Consider the following 13,000-nt stretch of genomic DNA (forward strand, 5'->3'; position numbering starts at 1 on the left):
ATCGGAAATCAATCAGAATGCTCAAATTGCGGGTTCTTCCTACCTCTTACTTCCTACTTCTTACCTCATGCCTCCTACTCCTGTAACTCACCTCCTCCAACTAATCGACCGTTTATCACAAATAAAATCCTTTACACAAGTTCTCCGGCATTTTTGCGTCTAATCGTACTCAACCTAGTAACTAGCACATGAAAAATTTTGTATGGCTCTTTGTACTCCTTGCAAGCTTTCAAATCGTTAATGCCCAATACCCTGGAGGCGCAGGCGGTGGCGCCAGACGTCCAGGCGGTGGTCAGCAAATGAATATCGGTCACTTTTATGGCCGTATTGTCGACAAAGCAACTAATAAAGGACTGGATGCCGCTTCTGTTCAACTAATTCAAAACAAATTCGATACTGTAACCAAAAAAAGAGTGGATGTGGTGGTAGGCGGTATGCTTACCAGCCGTAATGGTGATTTCAGCCTGGAGAACCTGCCTGTATTCGGACAGTTCAAACTGGTTATTACCGCTATCGGCTATAAAGCCATTGAACAAAAAGCCGCATTTGATATAAAAATGGGGCCGGGTATGGACAGATCGCAAATGCTTTCTCAGGTTGACAAAGACCTGGGTAATATAAAAATGGACCAGGACGCTACCATGCTGACAGATGTAACTGTTACTGGTTCCAAACCCATGATACAAATGGGTGTTGATCGTAAGATCTTCAACGTTGAAAAAAGCATCACTTCTGCAGGCGGTACCGCCGTGGACGTAATGCGAAATGTACCATCTATCAACGTCGACATCGACGGAAACGTTTCCTTGCGGAATTCTGCTCCCCAAATTTTTGTGGATGGCAGACCGACTACCCTTTCTATGGACCAGATCCCGGCCGACGCCATTCAAAGCGTTGAGATCATCACCAACCCATCTGCCAAGTACGATGCCAGCGGCGGACAGTCAGGCATTTTAAATATCATTTTAAAGAAGAACCGTAAAACCGGTTACAATGGTAGTGTACGTGCCGGTGTTGATTCACGCGGTAAGTTCAACGGTGGAGGCGATATCAACGTGCGCCAGGGCAAAGTCAATGTATTTGCCAACGCCATGTACAACCAGCGTAAATCAAAAAGCTGGGGCGAAACCGACCGGTACGCTTTTGGATCAAGCACCATCAAAGACCTTTACACTACTCAGTACAGCAATAACATCTTTAATGGTGCTTTTGCCTTTGGCCGCTTCGGGTTCGATTATTTCATCGATAACCGCAATACCATTTCCCTCTCACAGTCAATCGTGAATGGCGATTTCAAACCCAATAACAAGGCCAACTATATTTATGATTCCGTAAATGGGTCGCTGGAAACCCAGTACCGCAATACCGATGGCAAAAACAATTTCCGCAACTATGGTACGCAGTTAAGCTTTAAGCACCTGTTTACTCATGCAGGGGAAGAATGGACAGCCGACGTAAACTTTAACCAAAGCAAGAATACCAACCTCAGCAATATCTATATTCAGAATTTCTTTGACCTGGATATGATAAATAAAAATGGCGACGAAACCTTACAATCTATTCTTGGCGGCGGTAAAAACAGGTTTATCATAGCTCAAACAGACTATGTAAACCCCATCAATGAGAATATTAAAGTAGAAGCCGGTTTACGGGCCCAGGTCCGCAAGTTCGAAAGCTTCCAGGACAACTATTTTAATAACGTATTTGCGCCAGCCTTCAGCAATGAATTTGAATACACCGATCACGTATATGCTGGTTATGTTACCTATTCTCAAAAAATAAAGGAAACCTTCAGTTATCAATTAGGCCTGCGTGCTGAAAGCAGCGGTTACGAAGGTACACAGACAGGCAAGGACACCTATAAAGTTGACTACCCTATCAGCTTATTCCCCAGTGTATTCTTAAGTAAGCAGCTCGAACATAAACAGGACCTGCAGTTAAACTATACACGCCGCATTAACCGGCCAAACTTTTTCCAGTTAATGCCCAATACTGATTACTCAGATCCATTGAACTATCAAACCGGCAACCCAGGTTTGAAACCCGAGTTCACCCATTCACTGGAATTGTCGTACCAGAAAACCTATGGTAAACTGAGCAATACGTTTCTGGCAACACTGTTTGGGAAATACACAACCAACCTGATCTCCCGTTATCAATACCCGGGTAAACTGGGTACCTATCCCGATTCAGTTTTCATTGCTACTTATATAAATGCCTCTTCTGCTTATGCCAGTGGTCTGGAGTTGATCTTCCGTAATAACATAACCAAGTTTTGGGATGTTACTTTAAGTACCAACGTATATTATTCAAAGATCAATGGCAGTAACGTAGTGGCCGGTCTGGAAAATGAACGCACCAGCTGGTCGGCTAAAATGAACCACAACTTTAAATTCAATAAAGGCTGGAGTATTCAGATCAATGGCGACTACCAGGCAAAAAGCGCTTTACCAGTTAGCACCAGCAACAGCGGCAGCGGTGGCGGTGGTGGTGGTTTTGGCGGTGGTGGCGGCCGTGGCGGTGGCGGTGGCGGATTTGGCGGCGGCCAACCTACTACTACCCAGGGTTATGTAAATGCTAACTATGGATTTGATCTTGGCTTACGCAAAGACTTCCAGATCAAAAAGAATACAGCCAGCGTTTCAGTAAACTGGCAGGATTTCCTCAGGACCCGCAAGTACAATGTACACTCCGAAGCACTCGGGTTTGTACAGGACGACTGGCGCAGAAGAGACCCCCAAGTGGTTCGCGTAAACTTCAGTTACCGCTTTGGTAAATTTGATGCCGCGCTGTTCAAACGTAAGAGCAGCAAGGGCGACCAGGAAGGTATGCAAAACGGAATGCAAGGCATGGGACAATAAAAGCAACAAGTATAAACTACATGATCATGTTGCAAGGGGCTGAGTAATCAGCCCTTTTTTATTGTTACCGGCTATCAGCCTGCATTTCGTAAAGCCTTTTAATTTTTTTCTTCCTACAAATCAGAAACCCACCCCTGCCTCCCGCAAAGCGGGACAGGCTCTCCCAGGAGGGGATTAAACACTCACCACTACCTACTTGTCGGAGTACCGATTACTAGTAGGTATGCCTGAAGTACACGTCCCTGAAATCTGGGACCTGAAACTTGGAACCTGAAACCAGTAACTTGAAACCTGTATTTTGTATTTTTACACCCATGGCACACACCTATTCTTATTTAGCCCTGGGAGACAGCTATACCATTGGCGAAGGCGTTCCCGTTTATGAAAACTTCCCTTATCAAACCGTACAACGTTTGCGTAAGGCTGGTTTCGCATTGCAAGCCGCTGAAATTGCTGCCAAAACCGGCTGGACAACCGATGAATTGCAGGCAGGTATTGATAACAGTAGTTTTCTTAATACATATGAGGTCGTTTCCCTGCTTATTGGCGTAAATAATCAATATCGCGGAAGAAGTTTGTCTGAATATACCCAGCAATTTGAATCGCTATTACAACAAGCCATCCGCTTTGCCGGCAACCAGGCCGATCGTGTTTTTGTATTATCCATTCCCGATTGGGGCGTAACGCCCTTTGCCCGCAACAACGGCAAAAACGCCGCTACCGTTGCACAGGAAATAGATGGGTTCAATGCAGTGAACAGATCACTGGCAGAAAAATATGCCGTGCACTATATTGACATTACCCCGGGCACCCGCCTGGCAGCCAATGATGGCTCATTACTGGCCGCCGATGAATTACATCCATCGGGAAAAGAATATGGCCTGTGGGCAGAGAAACTGGCGCTGGCAATAAAAAATGTATTATCAAAAAATTAAAGTCCGGGGCACAATAAAACAAACCTCTACAACCTTCTTATTCTAAATAGATTCCCTATGGAAAAATTGTCCTGGAGAGAAAAGTATGCCGGCGTACTGGTATTACTGATCGGTATTGTTTATCTGATCATGCAGCTGGCTTCATTATTATCCAACACCTCACATTCTTACGCCATACAAAACGGCTCACTCGTCATTAATAAGAATGAATTTTTTTCAGATCTAAAAGCTTATTCTTTGATCCTCGCCGGTATCATTGCCGGTTGGTGCCTGTTAAAAGGCAAGCGCCTGGGTTGGATGTTAGGCCTGCCCATCTTACTATTCATTACAGCAGTAATAGGCACCGTAACAGTTGAACAGTTACTGAAGCTGAAGAAATTTGACAGGTCCCTTACCGGTTTTGGGGTGGGTATCTTTCTGGCGGCCCTGGCTATTATCTTTTTATTGTTACCCTCTGCCCGACAAAAATACAGGGTTAGTAAAGGCATTGCTTTCCTAACCCTGCTGTTATTTATCGGCCTTGGCGGCGCTTATTTCTTTTTACAATAGGTCTTCCCCGTTGAACTGGTAACGCTCCTTTATTTTGCGCATCACTTCGTCCATGGATGCACGATGGTCGCGTGGGTTCCATTCGCCCCGCTCCCATTTATCCAGCTCCTGGTCAATGTGTTTTTGTTGCAAAGTGGTCATCTTTTCAACCAGTTGTTCCGAGAATTCCTTTTGGGCTTTATACAGGTTGTTCTTTTTGTCGATCACCATTTCTTTATTGGTCCGCATTTCATTTTCCGAGGCGGCCATGCTGGTCAGCTCTTCTTTGGCCAGCGCAATATCATACGGCCCAACCTGCATAATGAGTTTGGAAATAATAGGCCCTACTTCAATCAGGATGATGAGCAGGGATAACAGAAAGCTGGTCCAGTAAACACTGCTTTCTTCGGCAGACAGATCGGTCAGTGCTTTATTGCGTTCCAGGAAACCAACATTCTCCAGCGCGCTTAGTTCATACTTTGCCCGTTTGGCTTCCATATTGCTTTTGGCATTGGCCAGAATGCTGTCCTGCACGTGTATGCTATTGGTAAGCGACAGCAACTCCGGTGCGGACTGTAGCACAGATGCATTGTAGGCATCTTTTTTCAGTTTGGCGATCTTTTCAACCCCGCGGATCTGTGAGCCACCTGTTCCATCGGCTTCCTGTACATACGATTGCTGTAAACGGCTTAACTCATCTTCAATCGTTTTCTTCCGTTCCAGCAACCGGTTCCGCTCTGCCTCTGTGTTTTGCATCAATGCCGTGTTCTCGGCCTGCAGCAAACTGTCATTCAACTGGATCTTTTTGTGGGTGTTCTCAATAACCTTTGTATTGATCTCCTTTTCAAAGATCTTCAGCTCCAAAGGTCGTGCGATGGTAAAACCGATCAAAATGGCCAGCGCCATCCGCGGTAATGCCATAGCGAATTGTTTGCGCGGGCTCACACCATACTTACGCATGGTAGAAACCAGAAAACGGTCAAAATTAAAGATGATAAGCCCCCAGATGATCGCAAAACAGATGGTCCATAGCCAATTGCCAAACACGCTGTAAATGGCATAGCCAGAGCTTAATGCAGCCAGCACAAAAGTGGCGAGGATCACCCCGCCTAATCCCCAGTACTTGCTGTGTTCGGAGGGAAATTGTTTTAAGAGTTCCTGATGAGCACCGGAACACCACCATAAAAAATTAGTGTCGGCCTTTTTGCCGGGGCCTCGACCGGTAAATGAATCATAGGTATACAAGCCATTATCAGGCGCTTGCTGATTGTCAGCCATAACCGTAACGGTTTAATTAATGGATAATAATTGTTGAGTAAAAAATTAACTTAATACCTTATAGGTGGGTTGAGTGGGTTGGAATATTACAAATAACGATAAAAAAATCGGTATGTGTGTAAATGGAACGTAAAAACAAGTGAAAAAGAAAACCATTAACAAAACTCAATGTTGTTGGTGTTAAATCCCTTAACACATATTAGAACAAGCGTTGGTAATTTCCGCACAACATTCGAAAAAACACGGTCTGATCCACTAACAACAGGGGTTATCTGGTAGCGACTGCCTGTCAGCATTCACCGGGAATCCTAGTTTAGTTGTAGCGTACTTCATGCCAATAGTATGAGATATCCGATATATATCCCACCAAAATCCTGCAAACAGGCCACTAAAACGCCACTGAGCAGTGGCCTTCCAGTGGCGTTTCGGTGGCGTTTTGGTGGCGTTTTGGTGGCGTTTTTACCAGGAAAATGGCTTGTTTTAATATATCTGAAGAGAATCTGACTAGGGTAATACTGGTATCCGGAGAGAATGAGGCATAGATAGCTGATACTGTTTGCACCACTAACTGCCGAATAAGGATACAATGGCTTTACCGCCCATGAGGCCCATGATCACTACTACTATCCAGCCGGCCACCGATAACCAGACCGGATGTTTGTAATCACCAATAAGTTTCTTTTTAAGAACGGCTGTCAGGAGCAGGGCCATTGACACAGGTAAGATCAATCCATTGAGCGCACCGGCGATTACCAGTATTTGCACGGCGCCCTGTTGGAGGAAAGTAAAAATGCCCATGGAGATCAAAATGAAAAGCGAAGTAATAAGACGCTGGTATTTTTCAAACACCGGATGCAGTGTGCGTAAAAAAGAAACGGAGGTATAGGCAGAACCCACTACCGAGGTAATCGCAGCGCTCCACAGTACGATGCCAAAGATGCGGTACCCCACCTCCCCTGCTGCAATTTGAAAAACGGAAGCGGCCGGGTTATCAGGGTTCAACACACCACCGCTTGTTACCACCCCCAGCGCGGCCATGAATAACAGTATGCGCATGGTAGAAGCAATCAGGATAGCACTTACACTGCTGCGTGATACCTGGGGCAATTGTTGTTGCCCTTTTATGCCGGCATCCAGCAACCGGTGTGCCCCGGCAAAACTGATATAACCGCCTACGGTACCACCTACCAGGGTTACAATAGCAGTTGTATTGGTAGTAACAGGGACAAACGACCGATAAACGGCTTCCGCCACCGGCGGGTGCGAGCTGATGGCTACATACAGGGTTAAACCGATCATTACAAAACCGAGGATCTTGGCAAACCAATCCATGGCCACTCCGGCTTCTTTAAACCAGAAGATAAAAAGCGCAATGGCTGCACTGATGCCAGCGCCTATCACCGGGTGTTTGAGATCGGTATCAAAGGGATATACCACATTCATGCCTAATCCGGCGCCGGCTACATTACCAATGTTAAATACCAGTCCGCCCGCTACAATCAATACAGCTAACAAATAACCCATGCCGGGTAATAAAGTATTGGCCAGGTCCTGTGCCCGCATTTCAGTAACGGCAATAATGCGCCATACGTTCAGTTGGGCAGCTATATCCAATAAAATGGAAACCAGTATTACAAAGCCAAAACTGGTCAGCAGCTGTTGCGTGAATACGGTGGTTTGGGTAATAAATCCGGGACCTATGGCGGAGGTGGCCATTAGGAATGCGGCGCCTAGTATTACTGAACGGGTGGATGATTTCACAAGCAGTTTATTGTTATAAGTTTTAAATCCGGGTTCTAAGTTTAAGTTATTGAGTTAAACTAACAAACTAAAAAACTAACAAACTCAATAACTTGCTATTTCAATCCCGGATGCCTCTAACATACTCCTGATCTCCTTTACAAAAGACAAAGCATGTAAACTATCGCTATGCACACAGACCGTCTCCGCTACAAGAGGCACGGTCTTTCCATTTAAACTTGTCACGCTTTGCGTTTGTACCATTTGCAATACCTGTTGTAATGCCTGTTCGGTATTGCTTAACAACGCCTGCGGATGCGTGCGGGGCGTAAGATGTCCATCATCCTGGTAGGTGCGATCGGCAAAAACTTCACTGCGGGTTGTAAGTCCGGTGGCGGTTGCGGCCTGAATCAATTTACTGCCCGACAACCCATACAGCACCAGGTGCGGATCAAAATCATATACAGCTTTGCAAATAACCTCCGCCATCCTTTCATCTTTAGCCGCCATATTATACAAGGCACCATGCGGTTTTACATGATGCAGGCGGGTATGCAATACCTTTAAAAATGCATCCAGTGCGCCAATCTGGTATACTACCAATTCATAAATGGCTGAGGGTGACAACTCCATATTGGTGCGGCCAAAATTATCCCGATCGGGAAAACCGGGGTGGGCGCCAATAGCTATGCCGGTCCCGGCAGCAGCTTCTGCCAGGGTGTACATTGTATTCGTATCACCGGCATGGAATCCACAAGCCAGGTTAATACTGCTAACGTACGATAACAGCAACCTGTCCTTTTCAATATCATATGGCCACAGGTGAGTGCTCTCCCCCATGTCGCAGTTAATGTCGATACTTAACATACCATGCTATTCAGGCGCTCCATACAGGCGCGTTGTAAAATATTTAATTCCTGTTGCTGGGCAATCAGCAGTTGCTCGGCTTTGTCAATATCTGTTCTTATAAAATGAATGCAGTCGCTGGGTCGTAGTTGTGCCAGTTTAGGCAAATGGGCCGAGATCACATGACCGATACGGGGATAGCCCCCTGTTGTCTGGTGATCGGCCATCAGCACGATCAGCTGACCATTGGGCAATAACTGGATAGTGCCAAAACTAACGGCCGAACTCACCAGTTCAGTATTCTGATGCCGTTTCAGATCAACACCCTTTAGCTGATAACCCATGCGGTCTGAGAAGGGATGAATAGTAAAATTATCTTCCACCATTGCATCTTTCGACTGGTTGGTGAGCTGTTCCCATTCATTTCCGGGTATAAAGAAGATCTCGTTGGGATGTTCGTAGGTATTGCCGGTATCTACGCCCCATTTCAACGCTTCAAATTCTTTACCGGGTTTCAGTAATCCGGCAAAGTATATACTGGTTTCCTTAAAAGAAATTTCATCGCCTTTTTCCAGTTTACGGCCATGAAAACCACCGGCGGCGGCTTTCAAATGGGTGCTATAGCTGTTCAGCCATTTACTTACACAAAACCCGCCATGTACTGCCAGGTAACACCTGCTTCCATTTTGCAGTTTTGGGAAATGCAGGATGGCATTTTTGCGTACAACAATGGGATGCCATAAAGGCACCGGTTCATCATTGAGCATGGCGTTATAGTTACCACCGGTAATACTGATGAGGGTATTTTGTTCAAACAGAAATTGGGCCCCAGGAAAGTGGATTTCAATAACAGCCTCGTTGGTATCATTCCCTACCAGCATATTGGCCACCTGGGCGGCATAACGGTCCATAACCCCGCCCCTGTTAATACCTAGCCGGCTGTATCCAGCACGGCCCTGGTCCTGTAACGTGTCTAATAGTCCGGGTTTAATAATAGTTAAAGACATGGGCTAGTTTCTGAGTTGGTTGGTTATTGAGTGTTTGCGTTATTAAATTAAGGAGCCATGCACACACAAACTAAATAACTGAATAACTTACAAACTCTTCTTTTGTTATCGCATAAAATTGGACCCGGTCGCCAGCCTGTAATTTCACTGGTTCGGGTGCAAAGGGATCAAATAATCGGAGGGGTGTGCGGCCAACGATCTGCCAGCCACCAGGACTATTTAAAGGATAGATCCCGGTTTGTGAACCTGCAATTCCAACACTTCCGGCCAAAACGGGTGAAGGAGTTTGTTTTCGTGGGGCTGCAATTCTTTCATCCACCTCACCCATGTAGGAAAAACCAGGCAGAAAACCGATCATGTATACATTATAAATAGTGTCGGTGTGAATGGCAACCACTTCCTGTTCGGTGAGTTGGGTTGACCGGGCCAGGGCAGCCAGATCGGGCCCATAGCCTGCTTCGTAACAGACCGGGATTTGTATCAGCTCCCGGGCAGCCTGTTTGGTTTGAACTGTTTTCTCAAATGCTTGTTGTAATTTATCGGCGACCCAGGCATAGGCGGTGCTGGCTGGATTATAATATTTTTTAATAAGGACAGGATTATACAACACAGTAAGTGAGCTGTACGCTACCAGACAATCCTTTAGCCCTTCAAACGGATGAGCCAGCAGCCAATGCTGCATGGCCAGTGCCTTTTGATTCAGGGGCTCGCTGATGGAGTTGCCCATGTCAAAAGTTACGGCCGAATCTCCCAGTGGAAATATTTTGTATTGGCTGATCACCTTAGAGTTGGAAATGGTTGAAGTTAATTTTTTTAGCACACAACCGTACATTTTGTCATAAATATCACGGTATTATATTTTTATTACGCTGATTAGTACTGGTTTCCACTTATTTTTTTGTTAGGAATACAACCTTTTTACCTTGTATAACAGCTTGTTTTAAAGATAGCCAATAACCGACATTTAGGCACGTTATAGTATTGTCCGATAAGTATCAATTTGTTGTTTTCGTTGTTATACATTAAACTTGCACGCCAGCAACTATGATTTTCTGCCCCCAGTGAAGCTAAAATTCAATAAAACAGTGCATTGAATTTTAATGAAATAGCTAGTTTTAACCTGGTTGAACCGGTTATTCAACCATTTTATGATCCTGGGCAGGGATTGTAAAAAAATGCATATAAACCATTTATAGAACCTATGGCGAAGAATTTATTGATCGTTGAGTCTCCTGCGAAAGCCAAAACCATCGAAAAGATCCTTGGGAAGGATTTCGAGGTAAAGAGTTGTTTTGGGCATATCCGCGACCTGGAAAAGGAGGAAATGGGTATTGACATTAAGAATGGTTATCAACCCCGGTATAAAATTCCCGACGATAAATCAAAAGTTGTTCAGGAGCTAAAAAGCCTCGCCAGGAAAAGTGACGAAGTTTGGCTGGCAACGGATGAGGACCGTGAGGGAGAAGCCATCAGCTGGCATTTGTGTGAGGTCTTAGGCCTGGATCCATCAACTACCAAACGCATTGTTTTTCATGAAATTACCAAGCCTGCCATTCAACAGGCGGTATCCAGCCCTCGGTTGTTGGATATGAACCTGGTAAACGCCCAGCAGGCCCGCCGCGTGCTTGACCGTATTGTGGGTTTTGAACTGAGCCCGGTCTTATGGCGGAAGATGAGCATGAAGAACAACCTGAGCGCTGGCCGGGTACAGAGTGTGGCCGTACGCCTGATCGCGGAACGCGAGCGTGAGATCAACGCTTTTACCGCTACCAGCACCTTTAAAATTGAAGCCTTTTTCACTGCCAACGATACTACCGGTAAAAATGTAACCTTCATTGCAGAAGGTAAAAAATACAATGCTGCAGAAGACGCCGAACGTTTTCTGCAATCCTGTTTTGGCGCTAAGTATAAGGTGAACGATATCCAGGTTAAACCGGCCAAAAAATCACCGGCAGCACCTTTCACCACTTCTACCCTGCAACAGGAAGCATCCCGTAAACTGGGCTTTTCTGTTAGCCGCACCATGCGGGTAGCGCAAACCCTGTACGAAAGTGGTAAGATCACCTACATGCGTACCGACAGCGTGAACCTGAGTGATACCGCCATGGGCGATATCCGCAAACAGATCTCCGGTTCGTATGGTAATAATTATTATCAGCCCCGCAAATACAAGAACAGGAACGAATCGGCACAGGAAGCGCACGAAGCCATCAGGCCTACTTATATGGACAGCAGCACGCTGGAGGATGCCGATTTTGACGGCCGCCGCCTGTACGAGCTGATCTGGAAACGTACCATGGCTAGCCAGATGGCGGATGCCGAACTGGAAAGGACCATTGCCAAAATAGAAATTTCTACTAATAAAGAAGAGTTAACGGCCAGCGGGGAAGTATTGAAATTTGATGGCTTTTTAAAAGTATACCGCGAAGACCGTGACGAAGAGGATATTACAGATGATGAGCAACAGGAAGGTATGTTGCCCCCATTAACAGTAAACCAGCAATTGCCTTTAAAAGAAATGAAGGCCACCGAGCGATTCAGCCGTCCTTCCCCCAGATATACGGAAGCTTCGCTGGTAAAGAAACTGGAAGAACTGGGTATTGGCCGACCTTCTACTTATGCGCCCACCATTTCTACCATTCAAAAACGGGGTTATGTGGAGAGACGCGATAAAGATGCGATCAAACGCGATTTCCGCATACTTACTTTAAAGAACGATCAGATCAGCAAGGTTACCGAACAGGAAAACACCGGGGCCGAAAAAGCCAAGTTGTTCCCCAGCGATCTGGGCCTGGTGGTGACCGACTTCTTAAAACAATACTTTGACGATATCATGGATTATGGGTTTACTGCCCGTATTGAAAATGAATTCGATGAAGTGGCTGCCGGCAAACTGAAGTGGAACAGCATGATCGACGATTTTTATATTCCCTTTAAAAAAGACGTTGATAATACCATTGAAACGGCAGAACGGATAAAAGGGGAACGTGAACTGGGGATCGATCCGCAAAGTGGAAAAAAGATCGTGGCCCGGATGGCCCGCTTTGGTCCCATTGTACAGATCGGCGAAGCAAATGATGAAGAGAAACCACGCTTTGCCGGGTTAAGAAAAGGACAGAGTATTGAGACCATTACTTACGAAGAGGCTATGCAGTTGTTTGAACTGCCCAAAACCTTAGGCGAACAGGATGGTCAGGAAATATCTGTGAACCTGGGCCGTTTTGGTCCTTATATAAAATGGGGCGAGCAGAATATTTCCATGCCCCGTGGCGAAGATCCATTCAGCCTCACCATAGAAAGAGCTATGGAACTGATAGGCGAAAAACAAAAAGCCGACGCGCCTATTGCGCATTACGATACAAAACCGGTGACAAAAGGTACTGGTCGTTTTGGTCCGTTCATTAAATGGAACGACATGTACATCAACGTACCCCGGCGTTACAATTTTGAAGCACTGAGCCAGTCAGACATTAATGAGCTGATTGAAGCCAAGATCAAAAAAGAAGAGAACCGGTATATTCAAAACTGGCCCGATGAAAAGATTTCGATTGAAAATGCCCGTTGGGGTCCGGTATTGAAATTCGGTAAAAAGATCTTGAAAGTGGGCAAGAAAGCCGATGATACCAAATACACGGCAGAAGAATTAAGCACGGTGCCATTGGATGATATAAAGAAAATGATCGAAGCACAGGTACCCAATGCATTTGCCAAGAAAGCAGCGGCTAAAAAAGCACCCACTAAAAAAGCAGCAGCTAAAAAGGATGCAACCAAAAAAGCAGCGCCTAAAAAGAAATCCAAATAGTGA

9 protein-coding genes are annotated in these 13,000 nt (G+C 45.6%); 4 read left to right on the plus strand and 5 right to left on the minus strand.

The window, feature by feature from the left end; genetic code table 11:
- Positions 1-188 precede the first annotated feature (188 nt).
- The 3 genes from J7I42_RS18195 to J7I42_RS18205 all read left to right on the plus strand — a co-directional run bounded on the left by J7I42_RS18195 (position 189) and on the right by J7I42_RS18205 (position 4,345).
- The gene (locus J7I42_RS18195; protein WP_209140268.1) at positions 189-2,861 is read left to right on the plus strand and encodes a TonB-dependent receptor family protein; all 2,673 of its coding nucleotides are present in this window, start codon (positions 189-191) and stop codon (positions 2,859-2,861) included.
- Between the two features lie 284 nt (positions 2,862-3,145).
- On the plus strand, positions 3,146-3,796 hold the full coding sequence (locus J7I42_RS18200; protein WP_209140269.1) for an SGNH/GDSL hydrolase family protein: 651 nt from the start codon (positions 3,146-3,148) through the stop codon (positions 3,794-3,796).
- A gap of 57 nt (positions 3,797-3,853) precedes the next feature.
- Complete coding sequence (locus J7I42_RS18205; RefSeq protein WP_209140270.1) at positions 3,854-4,345, plus strand: hypothetical protein; 492 nt, start codon at positions 3,854-3,856, stop codon at positions 4,343-4,345.
- On the opposite strand, the gene J7I42_RS18210 is transcribed toward J7I42_RS18205, so the two are convergent.
- The 5 genes from J7I42_RS18210 to pxpB form a co-directional block, all read right to left on the minus strand.
- The gene (locus tag J7I42_RS18210; protein ID WP_209140271.1) at positions 4,337-5,602 is read right to left on the minus strand and encodes a DUF4407 domain-containing protein; all 1,266 of its coding nucleotides are present in this window, start codon (positions 5,600-5,602) and stop codon (positions 4,337-4,339) included. The genes J7I42_RS18205 and J7I42_RS18210 overlap by 9 nt on opposite strands.
- A gap of 564 nt (positions 5,603-6,166) precedes the next feature.
- Entirely contained in the window at positions 6,167-7,363 is a 1,197-nt protein-coding gene (locus J7I42_RS18215) for an NRAMP family divalent metal transporter (protein WP_209140272.1), read from the minus strand.
- Between the two features lie 84 nt (positions 7,364-7,447).
- A complete protein-coding gene (locus J7I42_RS18220; RefSeq protein WP_209140273.1) occupies positions 7,448-8,209 on the minus strand; it encodes a LamB/YcsF family protein in 762 nt (253 codons plus the stop codon).
- Positions 8,203-9,195: a 5-oxoprolinase subunit C family protein gene (locus J7I42_RS18225; RefSeq protein ID WP_209140274.1), complete on the minus strand. Its 993-nt coding sequence runs from the start codon at positions 9,193-9,195 to the stop codon at positions 8,203-8,205. The genes J7I42_RS18220 and J7I42_RS18225 overlap by 7 nt, the downstream gene beginning before the upstream one ends.
- A 70-nt stretch (positions 9,196-9,265) precedes the next feature.
- On the minus strand, positions 9,266-10,015 hold the full coding sequence (pxpB, locus tag J7I42_RS18230) for a 5-oxoprolinase subunit PxpB (protein WP_209140275.1): 750 nt from the start codon (positions 10,013-10,015) through the stop codon (positions 9,266-9,268).
- A gap of 381 nt (positions 10,016-10,396) precedes the next feature.
- Between pxpB and topA the strand changes: the two genes are divergently transcribed.
- Complete coding sequence (gene topA / locus J7I42_RS18235; protein WP_209140276.1) at positions 10,397-12,997, plus strand: type I DNA topoisomerase; 2,601 nt, start codon at positions 10,397-10,399, stop codon at positions 12,995-12,997.
- The last annotated feature ends 3 nt before the right edge of the window (positions 12,998-13,000 follow it).

The organism is Niastella soli, from assembly GCF_017742245.1.
GTDB lineage: Bacteria > Bacteroidota > Bacteroidia > Chitinophagales > Chitinophagaceae > Niastella > Niastella soli.

Bases quoted from the DNA above. Each gene is read 5' to 3' on its own strand.
- J7I42_RS18210 (WP_209140271.1), bottom strand. From the start codon at position 5,602: ATGGCTGACAATCAGCAAGCGCCTGATAATGGCTTGTATACCTATGAT.
- topA (WP_209140276.1), top strand. From the start codon at position 10,397: ATGGCGAAGAATTTATTGATCGTTGAGTCTCCTGCGAAAGCCAAAACC.
- J7I42_RS18205 (WP_209140270.1), top strand. From the start codon at position 3,854: ATGGAAAAATTGTCCTGGAGAGAAAAGTATGCCGGCGTACTGGTATTA.
- J7I42_RS18195 (WP_209140268.1), top strand. From the start codon at position 189: ATGAAAAATTTTGTATGGCTCTTTGTACTCCTTGCAAGCTTTCAAATC.
- J7I42_RS18225 (WP_209140274.1), bottom strand. From the start codon at position 9,195: ATGTCTTTAACTATTATTAAACCCGGACTATTAGACACGTTACAGGAC.
- J7I42_RS18220 (WP_209140273.1), bottom strand. From the start codon at position 8,209: ATGTTAAGTATCGACATTAACTGCGACATGGGGGAGAGCACTCACCTG.